This is a genomic window from Bradyrhizobium sp. CCBAU 11430 (genome assembly GCF_028128855.1).
GTDB lineage: Bacteria > Pseudomonadota > Alphaproteobacteria > Rhizobiales > Xanthobacteraceae > Bradyrhizobium > Bradyrhizobium ottawaense.
Window position 1 is genome coordinate 13,570 of record NZ_LBJV01000070.1, and the last position, 13,252, is coordinate 26,821.

Consider the following 13,252-nt stretch of genomic DNA (forward strand, 5'->3'; position numbering starts at 1 on the left):
CCGGACGGCAGGCAGGAAGTAAGGCCGTCCGACCCGGACGGTTGGCCAAGAAACAAGACTGGCCGGCGCAACGCCGGCTGGCTCAACAAGAACAAAACGAGGAACACTCCCATGACGTCCAGCTTCGATTTCGCACCCCTGTTTCCGGCAGGGCTGCCGGCCCCTTCTGCGCGCTGGACGGGCCTTGCCAAATACAGTTTTGTGGGCGGCAATAACGATTCCGAACAGGTGCCGCTCGACGAGTTGATCGAAGCGACCAACACGGTGCTGCGGCGAGAGGGCCGGTCGCTCGCCACTTACGGGCTGGCGCATGGGCCGCAGGGCTACCTGCCCTTGCGCGAATTCCTGGTGACCAAGCTCAAGCGCGATGCCGGCATCAACTGCACCGTCGACGATCTCCTGATCGTGTCCGGCTCGCTGCAGGCGCTCGACCTCGTCAACGCGACGCTGCTGACCCGCGGCGACACCGTGATCTTCGAGCAGGACAGCTATCAGGGCTCGCTGACCCGCCTGGCACGGCTCGGCGTCAATGTGGTCGGCGTCCCCCTCGACAAGGACGGCATGCGCATGGACGTGCTGGCCGCGACGCTGGCCGACCTGAAGAGCCGCGGGATCCGGCCGAAATACATCTACACCATTCCGACGGTGCAGAATCCGACCGGCAGCATCATGCCCGAGAGCCGCCGCACCGAGCTGGTACGGCTCGCGACCGAGTATGGCGTGCCGATCTTCGAGGACGATTGCTATGCCGATCTCGTCTGGTCGGGGCAGCGGCCGCCGGCGATTCATGCGATGAGCCCGAACGGCGGCGTGATTCATATCGGCTCGTTCTCCAAGTCGATCGCGCCGGCGCTGCGCGTCGGCTTCATCGTGGCGCCCTGGGAGGTGATGTCGCGGATGCTGGCGCTGAAGACGGATGCCGGCTCCGGCGCGCTGGAGCAGATGGTGCTCGCCGCCTATTGCAAGCCGCATTTCGCGAGCCACGTGCCGGCCCTGACCAAGGCGCTGCGCACCAAGCTCGACACGCTGATGGAGGCGCTGAACGAGCAGTTCGGGACGGCCGCCGAGTTCGAGGAGCCCAAGGGCGGCATCTTCCTCTGGGTGAAGCTGCCCGACCAGGTCGATACGCTGAAACTCTATCAGGCCGCTCTCACCGCCGGCGTCTCGATCAATCCGGGGCCGGAATGGTCGACCAACAAGAGCCATGCCAGCTCGCGCCTCAGGCTGTGTTTTGCGAGTCCGACGCACCAGCAGATCCGCGAGGGCGTCGCCGTGCTGGCCGAGGTCTGCCGCAAGGAATTCGGGGTGCCGGCCCGGAGTGCCAATGTTGAGAAGCGGGCCTGAGGCCGCGGCCTCACGCCTCGACGTGAAACTCCACGTTGACTTGGCCGCTCCCGGAGGACGGAAAATAGTCGCAGAGCTGCTCGGCGGCGCCGCGGTAGTCGTACCAGCCAAGCGCGGCGAACAGCATGATGGTGTCGGCCATGCCGCCTTCGCCGTTGCACTTGGTGGCGTAATCCGGAAGCATGTCGAGGAATTCGCGATAGCGGCGGCTCTGCCACAGCTCGAGCACGCGCAGATCGACCTGACGGTTGAACTCGCTGGCGACCGACGTCCAGGCCTCGGGGCCCAGCTTCTTGTTCGGCCAGAGCCGATGCGAGAGCGAACCGCTGGCGATGATTGCGACGCGTTCACCGGATTCATCGATCGCGCGGCGGGTCGCTTCACCGAGGATCCGGCTCTCCTCGAAGGAGGTGAATAGCGGCGAGGCGACCGAGACGACCTTCGCGAAGCCGTCCCGGTTCAGGTAGTGCATCGGCACGACGGTGCCGTATTCGAGCCCGAGGCTGGCCACCTGATGGGCGATCACGTTCAGGCCGGCGTCCCCGGCCCTATCAGCGATGGCTTCGGCCAGGCGCGTGTCGCCCGGCAAATCGTAGCGCAGATCCTGGATCATCTGCGGCGCCTCGTGGCTCGTGAACGAGCCGCAATGCCGCGCATTGGCATTGATGTGGTAGCCGAAATTGGAGAGCCAGTGGGTGTCGAACACCACAAAGCAGGTCACGCCGCGCTCCTTCGCCCGCCGGCCGAGCTCGCGCAAAGACCTGACCGCCGGCTCGCGCGCATCGCGTAACGGGCTGCCGGGTTGCTCCGACAGCATCAGCGATGGAACGTGGGTGACCTTGGCCGCGAGTACGAGTTGCCCCATGGCGGTCACCCCGAAGCGTCAGGCCGCCTGTGGCTGGCTGCCGTGGATCGCGGAGGCCAGCCTCAGCAAGAGGACGATCGAGACGTTGCCCTTGCCGGCCTCGATCTGGGCGATATAGCGCTCGGAAATCCCGGAACGGCGGGCCAGCTCGCGGCGCGACAGGTCGCAGCGCATGCGCGAGGACCGCAAGCGATCGCCCAGCTCGGTCAGAAACGCGGTCTCGGAATAAGGCGGCACGGCGCAGCTCCCCGGCAGCACTTCGCCCGCAAAATCCATGACTTGATTCAGCATTGGTCTATCCAGGTTCGCCTTCGGGAAGCGCCATCCTACGCCGGAAAAGACCGGCCTCATTGACGCGGATCAAATTCGCGAGCGATCGGCGGCAGCCATGGACGGAAGCGGACGGGATGCTACACTTTGGAATTCTTCGAGGCGGGGTTTCTTCAGGACATGACGCGTTGTTTGAGCCGCTGGATCGCGGCTGCGATGCTGTGGGCGGCGATCACCTCCACGGCAGGTGCCGAGACACTGACCGCGACGGTCGAGCAATGGGGCCTGCTCGGCTCGTGGGCGGTCGATTGCGCAACCGGGCCTGACCGCGACAAGGGCGCGCTCCTGACTTACGAAATCCGGAAGGACGGCCGGGTGATGTACCGGCGCAATTTCGGCGAGGCCAGGGACGAGAACGAGGTGGTGTCGGCCAGGGTCAGCGCCGAGGGCCTGCTCAATGTGATGGTGTACTTCCCCTCGCTGCACCAGGCCCGTGAGTTCGGGCTGCTGCTGGCGAAGGACGGCAGCAGCCTGCGCGCGATCTACAATCGCAGCGAGCGTGGCGAGTACACGATCAGGGACGGCAAGTACGTCGCCACCGGCGCGCCGACGCCGGCGCAGCAACGCTGCGATTAGTCAGCTGAACAGCTGTTCAGAATTCTCCCGCGTTTCCTCCGGAACGTTCGCGCGAATGCGCGGTTTAAATGTGCATTCGATTGGAGGAGGACATCATGAAGAAGCTTGGTTATGTGGTTGCGGCCCTGGGTGCGCTCGTGATCGCGGCGCCGACGCTGGCGAGCGCGGAGACGGTGGTGATCAAGCGCGGCGGCTACCACCATCATCATCACGGGCCGTACGGCGCTCGCGCCGAATTCCGCGGCCATCGCGACCATGGTTGGCATCGTGGCTGGCACAATCGCGACAAGGTCGTGGTGATCAAGCGCAGCCATCGCCATCACAACTGGGACTAATGCAGAGCGCATATGGAAATGGCCCCTCACGGGGCCATTTCTCTTGCGCGCAGTCTTGTAGGGTGGGCAAAGCGACTTGTCCGCCATAGCTCGAAGAGCGACGGCGGAAGCGTGCCCACCGCTTCCGTAGTGATCAAGGAGAAGTGGTGGGCACGGCGCAAGGGCGCCTTTGCCCACCCTACGATTATTCTGCGTTCGCAGGGCGTGTTGACGAAGCTAATCCCACGCCGGCGCGAAGCCCGGATTGACGCAGCGGCGGTCCTTGGGCAGCGCCGCGATCTTGTTGCGGTCGGCATCGTCGAGCGTGATCTTCAGCGCATCGAGATTGGCTTGCTGGCTCTCCCGGCGCGAGGCCTTCGGAATCGCGGCGACGCCGTCCTGGTCGAGCAGCCATTTCAGCGCCACCTGCGCAGCGGTTGCGTTGTGCCTGGCGCCGATCTCGGCCAGCACCGGCTCCGAGGCAATGCGCCCTTGCGCGAGCGGACAATAGGCCACCAGCGGGATCGACTTCGCGGCGAGATAGGCCAGCACCTTCGATTGATCGAGCATTGCGTGATATTCGATCTGGTTGCAGGCGATCGGCGCCCTGATGTCCTCGACCACGGTCTTGAGCAGCGCCGTGGTGAAATTGGCAACGCCAATCGCCCGCGTGCGCCCCTCCTGCTTCAGCTTCATCAATGTCTCGAACACCGCACCCCAGTTCGCCGCCTTCGACGGCCAGTGCACGAGATAGAGATCGACATGATCGAGCCTGAGCTTGTTCAGGCTCGCATCGAAGGCGCGGCGGATCGCGTCGGGGCTGAGGTTCTCATGCCAGACCTTGGTCGTGACGTGCAGCTCGCCGCGCGGCAGGCGAGCCGCGGCAAGGGCGGCGCCGATGGATTCTTCGTTGGCGTACATCTCGGCGGTGTCGATGTGGCGATAGCCGATCGACAGCGCGCTCTCGACTGCGGCGCGGCAGGCATCGCCCTGCATGCGGAAGGTGCCGAGGCCGAGCTTGGGCATGCTGATGCCCTGGGTCTTCAGATTGTCCATGAACAGGCTCCTGACGTCGTTCAACCCGCTGGATGCACGCGGCGTTGCCGCGTGGGCAGACTCTTCGGTGATGGAAAAGAGGTGGCGGGAGTGAGGAGCATAGCCCGGCATGGGCAGCGCTGCCAATCAAGATCGGGTTAGCATTGCACGCACCATTCCTCTCAGCCGTCATGTCCGGGACGAGCCCGGCCTTGACAACTGGGCTCATAGTCGCCCCGCCCCTCACGAATGCTGTGCCACCACGGCAGGTCGCGCCTGCGGCTGCGGCACGATGTCGACCGACCAGAGGTCGCGATTGTCCACGTCTTTCAAGGTCACAGTCATCACGCCGCTGGCACCGTCGATGTCGACTCGGCCGAAGAATTGCAGTCCGAAACACGGCGCCAAATTCTCGCCCTGCGCCGCGCTACAGCCGTTCTGGTACAGCGCGACCGGACCAAAGGTGTTGTCGAGCTCGCCCGGGCCCCAGGTGCCGGCGTGCAGCGGGCCGGAGACGAACTCCCAGAACGGCTCGAAGTCTTGAAACTGCGCCTTGGCGGGATCGTAATAATGCGCGGCGGTGTAATGCATGTCGGCGGTCAGCCAGACGGTGTTGCGCACGCCGGCGCGCTTGATGGAGGCCAGAAGGTCGGCGATCTCGTGCTCGCGCCGGTCGGGCGGCCCATCACCAAGCGCGACGGCATCCAGGCTGACCAGGCCGATCGGCAAATCGGCCGCAATCACCTTCCAGGTCGCGCGCGAGGCCGCGAGCTCGCGCTTCAGCCAGGCGAGTTGCTCGGCACCCAAAATCCAGCCGCGGTGATCGCCGCCCTTGTTCCAGCTGTCGTCGCGATAGCTGCGCATGTCGATCATGAAGACGTCCAGCAGCGGGCCGTAGGCGATCTTGCGATAGACCCGGCCTTGCCGCGCGCCGAGGTCGCGGATCGGCATGAAGTCGAAGAAGGCGCGGCGGGCGCGCGCGACCAGGCGCGGGGTGCCGTCGTCCTCATAACCGGCCTCGTCATGGCTGCCGGCCGGTGACCAGTCGTTGGTGACCTCGTGGTCGTCCCATTGCGCGAACATCGGCACCTCGGCGTGGAAGGCGCGAAAATTCCCGTCGAGATGGTTGTATCTGTAATTGCCGCGAAACTGCGCCAGCGTGTGCGCGACCTCGGACTTTTCCTCGGTCACGAGGTTGCGCCAGATCTCGCCGTTCGGCAGCTTCTGCTCGGAAGGAACCGTGCAGTCGGCGTAGATGTGATCGCCGGAGTGGATGAAGAAATCCGGACGGTTATCGAGCATGGTGCGATAGCTGCGATAGCCGCCGCGCGAAACGTCGATGCCCCAGCCCTGCCCCGCGACATCCCCGGACCACACGAACGAGATCGACCGGCCCGCGGCCAGCGCGGTGCGGAAATGGCCGACGCGGCTTTCGCCGGCAATGCCGGCCGCGATGTCGTCGAAGCGCACGCGGTAGAAGATATCCTGGCCGGGCGGCAGATCGTTCAGCAGCAGCTTTGCGGTGAAATCCGCATCAAGCAGAGCGTCGCGCGAAGCTGACGCGATGATGGTCTCGAAGCTCTCGACGGTCGAGCATTCCACCTGCATCCGCGCGGGGCGGTCGGCGCGCGCCCAGATCACGGCGGAGTCCCCAGAGACGTCGCCGGACTGGATACCGCCCGCGATCTGCGGCCGATCGGCGGCGCGGCTGAGGTGTGGCGTTGCGAGCGTGCCGAGCGAGGCGACGGCGAGGCTGGAGGTCGAGCGGACCAGGAATTGCCGCCGGGTCCATGCGCGCGAAGCGCGGAGCGTTGCCATTCAGGAAACCTTCGTCGAATCGCGACGGAAGGTGCCTGCGCTCCTTGACTCCTACCCTTACGGTTTCTTGACCCCGCGCCTACGGTTTTGCGACGCGCCGATGACGCGCTCAGACCGGGTTAACGCTGCCAGTTGCAGATGCCGCCGGAGCGGCACGGCCAGGTTTGGATGCGGGTATCCCTCGCCTGCGCATCCAGCGGATTGCCGTGGCGATGCGCGAGTTTGGTCCGGGCTGCGCCGCGCGGCTGGGCAGGCCTGGCGTGCGCAACCTTCGGCTCGGCCGCACGGACGCGTTCGGCCGCAACCTTCTTCGGCGCGTCGACGGGTGCGGCGCGGGCCTGCGCCTCATTGCCGCCGCGCGCTTCCAGCGCAACCGGAGCGAAGTGCGTCTCGGGCCCGAGACGTTTCGGCGACAGCACGGCCTTGGAGAGATCGAGGCCGAGATATTCGTCTGGCTTGTAGTCGTCAGCGCGCGCGAAGCTGCCCCATGCGATCACGAGGGCAACGGCAACTGCAAAAGGAATGCTTTTCAGGACCACGGACGCCTCCTGAAATTGATTTTGAAAGGGATATTTTATCCTTATTTAGGAGGCCTCGCTTGCGATTCCAGCGGCCAAGTGCCGCCGTGGTTAAGAAGTTTAGCGGTGTCAAGCGACCTTTCGCGTCGCCGCCGTCCCATCCAGGAACCCCATCAAACGGCTACGGATGATCTGTTCCGCCTCGGTCATGATCCGATCGACGAGTTCCTTGCAGGAGGGGATGTCGTGGATCAGGCCGGCGACCATGCCGCAGCTCCACGCGCCGGCGTCCATCTGTCCCTCCAGCATGATCCTGGGATAGACGCCCGCGACCTGATCGTGGATGTCGTCGATCTTCAGCTTGTCGCCCTTCTCGCGCTCGATCTCGATCAGGCGATCGACATTGGCGTTCCTCAGCACGCGCTCGGTGTTGCGCAGGCTGCGCATGATCAGGCGGGTGTCGAGCTCGGTCGCGGCGACCAGCGCATTCTTCACGTTCTGATGCACGGGCGCTTCCTTGGTGGCGATGAAGCGCGTGCCCATGTTCATGCCGGCGGCACCCAGCGACAATGCCGCGACGAGGCTGCGCCCGTCCGCCATGCCGCCGGAGGCGACGAAGGGGATCTTCAATTCCTCCGCCGCGCGCGGCAGCAGGATCATGTTGGGAATGTCGTCCTCGCCGGGATGACCGCCGCACTCGAAGCCGTCGACGCTGACGGCATCGCAGCCGATCCGCTCGGCCTTGAGTGAGTGACGCACCGAGGTGCATTTGTGGATGACCTTGATGCCCGCCGCCTTCAGCGCCGGCATGTATTGTTCGGGGCTGCGGCCGGCCGTCTCCACCGCCTTGATGCCACCCTCGACGATGGCCGCGATGTATTCCGGATAGGGCGGTGATCGCGGTCTTCACTTAATTCGCCTCCCGGAATTTGCTCAGATCGGGTTCAGTCTAGCCGGACTTTTGCGCCGCGGTCACCATTTCTCTCCGACGGTGGATCTCCATTTCGAGGATCCCCGAGGCCCACACCTCGCGAGGGCCCCGCTGCCATTCGTGAACGCCGGCTCAAAAAGAAGCGCGGCACAGTGCGTGCCGCGCTCGTCTCTGACGTCTCACGGGAAGCCCGCCTGTCTCAGTGCGTCTTCGTCTCGTGCCATTTCTCGAGATCGGGCTTCTCCTCGTCCGATCCCTGCTCCTTCTCCGGATTGCCCTTCCAGGGCTTGTCCGTCTGCCGGTGCGAACCCCAATCGTTCTGCTGCCGGGGATCGTCGTTAGGCCGTTCCTTGCTCATCGATCTCCCTTTCCGTGAACGTCAAGCAAAGGGAACACCATAATAGGAGTTGATGCCGCGCACCGCGGCATCATCACCCCAGTTCCAATCGCTTCGTTCGCCATATTTCGGCGCCCCTTCCAGTTCCTTGGTGGTGATGCCGGTGACATACCCGCCAAGCTCCGTGTCGTATTTCAGCGACTGCCAGGGCAACGGGTAGTGGTCGTTGCCGAGGCCCAGGAATCCGCCGAAGCCAAGCACGGCGTAGGACACCCTGCCGCTGACCTTGTCGATCATCACGCGTTCGATCGAACCGATCCGGTTGCGGTCGGCGCCGTAAACCGACGTTCCCTCGACCTTGTCGCTGCCGATCAGCCGTCCCATCTCGCTGCGGCCCAGCTCGCCTTGATTCAGCATCTCAATCCTCCACTCAGCCAATGTGAATCAACCGGATGAGCAAGCGATCGTTCCGGCGCCGATGTTCCCGGAAGTGGACCAGGAACATCGCAGGGAAGGAGCCGTTCTCTGAACTTCACGCACAACCGAGAGCCACGCGCGATGTCCCAGACCGTCTCCGACTTCATCGTCCAGCGTCTGCATCAATGGGGCGTGCGGCACATCTTTGGCTATCCCGGCGACGGCATCAACGGCGTGTTCGGCGCGATGAACCGGGCCCAAGGCAAGGAAGGCGAGATCGGCTTCGTGCAGGCACGGCACGAGGAGATGGCGGCATTCATGGCGAGCGCCTACGCAAAATTCTCAGGGCAGCTCGGCGTCTGCATCGCGACCTCGGGCCCGGGTGCCTCGCATCTCATCACCGGGCTCTACGATGCGCTGCTCGATCACCAGCCGGTGCTGGCGATTGTCGGCCAGCAGGCCCGCAACGCTCTCGGCGGGCACTATCAGCAGGAGATCGACCTTCTCTCGATGTTCAAGGACGTCGCCGGTGCCTACGTCATGCAGGCATCCTCGCCTGCGCAAGTGCGACACTTGATCGACCGAGCCGTGCGGATCGCGCTGGCGCGGCGGGCCCCGACCGTGATCATCCTGCCCAACGACCTGCAGGAAGAGCCTTACGAGAGCCCGCCGCGTGCACACGGCACGCTGCATTCCGGCATTGGTTATAGCGCGCCCAGCATCATGCCACGTGAGGCCGATCTCGATCGCGCCGCGGAAGTGCTCAATGCCGGCAAGAAGGTCGCGATGCTCGTCGGCGCCGGCGCCCTTGGCGCCACCGACGAGGTGATCGCCGTCGCTGACCGGCTCTCGGCCGGCTGCGCCAAGGCGCTGCTCGGCAAGGCAGCACTGCCCGACGACCTGCCATGGGTCACCGGCTCGATCGGCCTGCTCGGCACCGAGCCCAGCTACAACATGATGATGGAGTGCGACACGCTGCTGATGGTCGGCTCTGCCTTCCCCTATGCCGAGTTCCTGCCGAAGGAAGGCGCGGCCCGCGGCGTGCAGATCGACATCGACGCCGGCATGATGTCGATCCGCTTTCCCATGGAGGTCGGCCTCGTGGGCGATGCCGCCGAGACGCTGCGCGCTCTGTTGCCGCGGCTGAAGCCCAAGAGCGACGGCGCCTGGCGCCAAAGTATCGAAGCTGACGTCGCGACATGGTGGAAGACGCTGGATGGCCGGGCACATCAGCCGGCGGCGCCCGTCAATCCGCAGCTCGTCGCCTGGGAATTGTCCCCGCGCCTGCCCGACCGTGCGATCATCACCAGCGATTCCGGCTCTTGCGCCAATTGGTTCGCCCGCGACCTGAAGATGCGCCGCGGCATGACGGCCTCGCTCTCCGGCGGCCTCGCCTCGATGGGCGCCGCGGTGCCCTATGCGCTCGCCGCCAAATACGCCCATCCGGACCGTCCGGTGATCGCGCTGGTCGGCGACGGCGCGATGCAGATGAACAACATGGCCGAATTGATCACCGCCGCGAAATACTGGCGCTCCTGGCGCGACCCGCGCTTCGTCGTCTGCGTCTTCAACAACGAGGACCTCAACCAGGTGACCTGGGAGCAGCGCATCATCAACGGCGATCCCAAATTCGAAGCCTCGCAGCGCATTCCCGACGTCTCCTATTCACGCTTCGCCGAGCTCATCGGCCTGCGCGGCATCTTCGTCGACACCCCACAGCTGCTCGGCTCGGCCTGGGAGCAGGCGCTGGCAAGCGAGATGCCCGTCGTGCTGGAGGTGAAGACCGATCCCGAAGTGCCGCCGCTGCCGCCGCATATCACGCTTCAGCAGGCCAAGAACTTCTCGCTCGCCCTCTTGAAGGGCGATCCGAACGAGAGCGGGATGATCAAGGGAGCAGCGCGGCAGGTGCTCGAAACGATCCTGCCCGGAAAGCAATGAGGTCAACCATGAGCGACTTTCGCGACATCCAGCACGGCGTCAACGATCCCGTCGATGGCGTCGATGTAAAGTACCATTTCAACGACAACAAGACTCCGCACGAGCGCGCGCAGCGCCATGCCGATGTGCGTGCCGAAGCCACGGCCGTCGCCGCCGAGCCGTTTCTCCCCGAGCGGCTGCGACGCAAGCCGACCGATCCCATCAATCCGCGCACCGGGCGGAATCCGGCGGATTAGTCGTTAGGAACCTCGGCGCATACGACGTGTTGATCGGCGCAATATCGCGCGGCAAGAGGCCGCGCGCCCACTCGGAGGGACCGAACCATGAAACGTACCATCATCGCCCTTGCCTGCGTGCTTGTCGCAGGGCCCGCGCTCGCCCAATCTCTTGGCGAGAAGACCGGCGTCAATTCGGCGCTCGGCGTCGCGCCAACGACTGCCGACTTCGTCAAGCAGGTCGCCATCAGCGACATGTTCGAGATCGAGTCGAGCAAGCTCGCCACGCAAAAGGGCAACGCGCAGGAGAAGAGCTTCGCGCAGCAGATGGTGACCGACCACACCAAGACCAGCACCGAGCTCAAGGGTCTCGTCGGTGACGGCAAGGTGCAAGCGCCCCTTCCGACGGCGCTCGACAGCTCGCACCAGAGCAAGCTCGACAAGCTCAAGAGCGCGAATGGCAAGGACTTCAGCTCGGACTACAATTCCTACCAGGTGAGCGCCCATGAGGATGCCGTGTCGCTGTTCGAGCGCTACGCCAAGGGCGGCGACAATTCGGCGCTGAAGGTTTGGGCCGGCAAGACTCTGCCGGCGCTCAAGCACCATCTCGACATGGCCAAGGAGCTCGGCAAGGCGCCGAGCGTCGGCCAGGCGAAGTAAACCTCGAACGAGGGCGCCGGCGTGGCCGGCGCCCCGCGGGCCTGGTGCCGACGCGGCCGAACCCAGGAACCTTCGTTGATTCCGGGCTTTACAAATTTGTCATGAAGAACATCTCGCCTGCGGACCGATGGCGCTCGTAACAGTCAAACCCACCCGGATCGATACGGCGATCGCGAACGAGATCGCGCACCACACCAACTCCGGCCTCGAGCATGCGGCCCAGACATTGACCTGGGGCGCCGACGAGCATGTGCTCATCGCGCTCGCCGCCGCGGGATGGCTCTACACCCGGCTGCGGCAACCGCAGCAGCGTCGCGTTGCAGATCACATTCTCATGGTCTCGCTGGCGACAGCCGTGCTGCCGCATGTCCTCAAATCCGTGTTCGATCAGACCAGGCCGGACCGGCTGACGGTCGCCGGCCACTGGCGCGGCGTCCCCTTCTCGGGGCGATCACGCGACGCATTTCCCTCCGGTCACGCCGTGCACATGGGCGCCCTCGCCTCGGCGGCCGACCTGTTGCCGCCTGCCCGGCGTCAGGCGGTCCGCTTCGTTGCCGTGGCGCTATCGTTGACGCGCATCGTGGTGCTGGCGCATTGGGCCAGCGATGTGGTGGCCGGTTTCACGCTCGGCGTCGCCGTCGAGCGACTGTTCAGGCCGTTCACGCTGGCGAAGCGGCGGTCCAAGGCCTCACGGACACGGCCATGACCGAATATCTCCTGCGCTTCATCGCCGGCGGCCTGATCGTCTCTGCCTTCTCCATCCTGGGCGACATGCTGCGGCCGAAGAGCTTTGCCGGACTGCTCGGCGCGGCGCCGTCGGTCGCTCTGGCCACCCTCAGCATCGCCGTCGTCCAGCACGGCCCGCAATATGTCGCCGCCGAAAGCTGGACGATGATCTATGGTGCCATCGCACTCGGCTGCTACAGCATCGTCGTCTGCCATCTCCTGATGAGGTTTCATTTCTCCGCACTGCCAGCCACCATTCTCGCTTTTGCCACATGGCTCGTCGTCGCCTTCGCTCTGCTCGCGGGTTTCGGAGGTGCTGCCTGATGCTGGTCAAGATGTCTGCATCGGCGCTGAAACAGACTCGGTGGTACGAGTACGGTATCCGCTTTCTGCTCGGCGGACTGGCGACGGTCCTCGCGGGAGCCGTGACCACAGGTTTCGGCGTCTCCGTCGGCGGCCTCTTCCTCGCGCTCCCCGCCATCTTCTGCGCCAGTGCAACGCTGATCGAAAGCCATGAGCGCCGCGCCAAGGAAAAGGCCGGCCTCAGCGGAGACAGACGCGGGCAGCAGGCCGCAGCGCTCGATGCCGCCGGTGCCGGCCTTGGGAGCATCGGTCTCGCAGCGTTCGCTGCAGTCTTTTATCTCGTGGTTTCGACAACCGTGATCGGCGCATTCGTCGCCGCCATCCTGGTATGGGCGGCCGTGTCGGTGTCGGCTTGGTGGCTGCGGCGAAAGCTTCGCATCACCTCGAGGACCGTGCAGACCAAACGCATGGGGCCATCAGCGAGGGGCCGCGGCCTCTTCCCGTAGCATCAGAAAGCCGTACATCTCGGCGGCCGTCTGAAGCTGATCGATGCGCGCAAGAACAACTTCGCGCTGGCGGCCGTCCGGCAGGCCCGACAGTTCATGCTCGAGCCGCAGCTTCTGCGCCCCGAGACGCTGTTCGAATGTATGTGGCTCAGATCGTCTTCGCATCTTCCGTCCTCGGTGGCTGCAGTCCCGAGCTGTTGGCCCAGCGCTCGACTTGTTCGATGACCTTCTGGTGGCTGGGACGCACCGGCTTGGGGGCTTCCGGCTCTTCGGAAAGCTTGCGAGGCAACCTGACTTCGTCCGTCATGGCTTCTCTCCCTTTCCATGAGAATGCGCCACCGCCGGAGTCGTTTCAATAATAAATCATTGATTTTGTTATATTTTCTTACTCATTCGGCGTCTTTCTCGACTCTTGTGGA

General features: G+C 64.7%; 18 protein-coding genes and 1 pseudogene. 9 read left to right on the plus strand and 10 right to left on the minus strand.

Annotated features, from left to right (window positions below; all coding sequences use genetic code 11):
- The first annotated feature begins 111 nt into the window (after window positions 1-111).
- Window positions 112-1,344, plus strand: coding sequence for an aminotransferase-like domain-containing protein (locus XI04_RS29785; RefSeq protein ID WP_028144028.1), 1,233 nt, complete (start codon window positions 112-114; stop codon window positions 1,342-1,344).
- 10 nt (window positions 1,345-1,354) lie between these two features.
- Here the strand turns inward: XI04_RS29785 and hpaD are convergent, their stop codons facing one another.
- Both hpaD and XI04_RS29795 read right to left on the minus strand, forming a co-directional pair.
- On the minus strand, window positions 1,355-2,209 hold the full coding sequence (gene hpaD / locus XI04_RS29790) for a 3,4-dihydroxyphenylacetate 2,3-dioxygenase (protein WP_152103353.1): 855 nt from the start codon (window positions 2,207-2,209) through the stop codon (window positions 1,355-1,357).
- A gap of 18 nt (window positions 2,210-2,227) precedes the next feature.
- Window positions 2,228-2,500, minus strand: coding sequence for a helix-turn-helix domain-containing protein (locus XI04_RS29795; protein WP_026202606.1), 273 nt, complete (start codon window positions 2,498-2,500; stop codon window positions 2,228-2,230).
- A 159-nt stretch (window positions 2,501-2,659) separates the two neighbouring features.
- Between XI04_RS29795 and XI04_RS29800 the strand changes: the two genes are divergently transcribed.
- Together XI04_RS29800 and XI04_RS29805 are read left to right on the plus strand one after the other, a co-directional pair.
- Window positions 2,660-3,115 (plus strand): hypothetical protein, encoded by a 456-nt coding sequence (locus tag XI04_RS29800; RefSeq protein ID WP_028144030.1) that lies wholly within the window; start codon window positions 2,660-2,662, stop codon window positions 3,113-3,115.
- Between the two features lie 95 nt (window positions 3,116-3,210).
- Window positions 3,211-3,450 carry a hypothetical protein gene (locus XI04_RS29805; protein ID WP_028144031.1) on the plus strand — a complete coding sequence of 80 codons (240 nt, stop codon included), beginning with the start codon at window positions 3,211-3,213 and terminating at the stop codon, window positions 3,448-3,450.
- A gap of 216 nt (window positions 3,451-3,666) precedes the next feature.
- On the opposite strand, the gene XI04_RS29810 is transcribed toward XI04_RS29805, so the two are convergent.
- From XI04_RS29810 to XI04_RS29835, 6 genes and pseudogenes are all read right to left on the minus strand, one after another.
- Window positions 3,667-4,485, minus strand: a complete 819-nt coding sequence (locus XI04_RS29810) for an aldo/keto reductase (RefSeq protein ID WP_028144032.1) — start codon at window positions 4,483-4,485, stop codon at window positions 3,667-3,669.
- 222 nt (window positions 4,486-4,707) lie between these two features.
- Complete coding sequence (locus tag XI04_RS29815) at window positions 4,708-6,282, minus strand: alkaline phosphatase D family protein (protein ID WP_271623873.1); 1,575 nt, start codon at window positions 6,280-6,282, stop codon at window positions 4,708-4,710.
- Window positions 6,283-6,401: 119 nt separating this feature from the next.
- A complete protein-coding gene (locus tag XI04_RS29820; RefSeq protein ID WP_271608972.1) occupies window positions 6,402-6,821 on the minus strand; it encodes a hypothetical protein in 420 nt (139 codons plus the stop codon).
- 108 nt (window positions 6,822-6,929) lie between these two features.
- Window positions 6,930-7,697: pseudogene (locus tag XI04_RS29825) on the minus strand (NAD(P)H-dependent flavin oxidoreductase); the annotation flags it as partial.
- Window positions 7,698-7,930: 233 nt separating this feature from the next.
- Window positions 7,931-8,089: a hypothetical protein gene (locus XI04_RS29830; protein WP_018321727.1), complete on the minus strand. Its 159-nt coding sequence runs from the start codon at window positions 8,087-8,089 to the stop codon at window positions 7,931-7,933.
- A gap of 21 nt (window positions 8,090-8,110) precedes the next feature.
- On the minus strand, window positions 8,111-8,485 hold the full coding sequence (locus tag XI04_RS29835; protein ID WP_028144036.1) for a PRC-barrel domain-containing protein: 375 nt from the start codon (window positions 8,483-8,485) through the stop codon (window positions 8,111-8,113).
- 141 nt (window positions 8,486-8,626) lie between these two features.
- Between XI04_RS29835 and XI04_RS29840 the strand changes: the two genes are divergently transcribed.
- The 6 genes from XI04_RS29840 to XI04_RS29865 all read left to right on the plus strand — a co-directional run bounded on the left by XI04_RS29840 (window position 8,627) and on the right by XI04_RS29865 (window position 12,833).
- Complete coding sequence (locus XI04_RS29840) at window positions 8,627-10,423, plus strand: thiamine pyrophosphate-requiring protein (RefSeq protein WP_028144037.1); 1,797 nt, start codon at window positions 8,627-8,629, stop codon at window positions 10,421-10,423.
- Window positions 10,424-10,431: 8 nt separating this feature from the next.
- Window positions 10,432-10,659, plus strand: a complete 228-nt coding sequence (locus tag XI04_RS29845) for a hypothetical protein (RefSeq protein WP_028144038.1) — start codon at window positions 10,432-10,434, stop codon at window positions 10,657-10,659.
- Window positions 10,660-10,746: 87 nt separating this feature from the next.
- Window positions 10,747-11,298: a DUF4142 domain-containing protein gene (locus XI04_RS29850; protein ID WP_271608971.1), complete on the plus strand. Its 552-nt coding sequence runs from the start codon at window positions 10,747-10,749 to the stop codon at window positions 11,296-11,298.
- Window positions 11,299-11,425: 127 nt separating this feature from the next.
- Complete coding sequence (locus XI04_RS29855; RefSeq protein WP_028144040.1) at window positions 11,426-12,004, plus strand: phosphatase PAP2 family protein; 579 nt, start codon at window positions 11,426-11,428, stop codon at window positions 12,002-12,004.
- Window positions 12,001-12,348: a DUF3147 family protein gene (locus tag XI04_RS29860; protein WP_271608970.1), complete on the plus strand. Its 348-nt coding sequence runs from the start codon at window positions 12,001-12,003 to the stop codon at window positions 12,346-12,348. Before XI04_RS29855 ends, XI04_RS29860 begins: the two co-directional genes overlap by 4 nt.
- Window positions 12,348-12,833 (plus strand): hypothetical protein, encoded by a 486-nt coding sequence (locus XI04_RS29865; protein WP_038972659.1) that lies wholly within the window; start codon window positions 12,348-12,350, stop codon window positions 12,831-12,833. The genes XI04_RS29860 and XI04_RS29865 overlap by 1 nt, the downstream gene beginning before the upstream one ends.
- On the opposite strand, the gene XI04_RS29870 is transcribed toward XI04_RS29865, so the two are convergent.
- Together XI04_RS29870 and XI04_RS29875 are read right to left on the minus strand one after the other, a co-directional pair.
- Complete coding sequence (locus XI04_RS29870; protein ID WP_271608969.1) at window positions 12,804-12,998, minus strand: hypothetical protein; 195 nt, start codon at window positions 12,996-12,998, stop codon at window positions 12,804-12,806. The two genes, XI04_RS29865 and XI04_RS29870, sit on opposite strands and share 30 nt — an antisense overlap.
- Entirely contained in the window at window positions 12,982-13,140 is a 159-nt protein-coding gene (locus tag XI04_RS29875) for a hypothetical protein (protein ID WP_271608968.1), read from the minus strand. Before XI04_RS29875 ends, XI04_RS29870 begins: the two co-directional genes overlap by 17 nt.
- Between the last annotated feature and the right edge of the window lie 112 nt (window positions 13,141-13,252).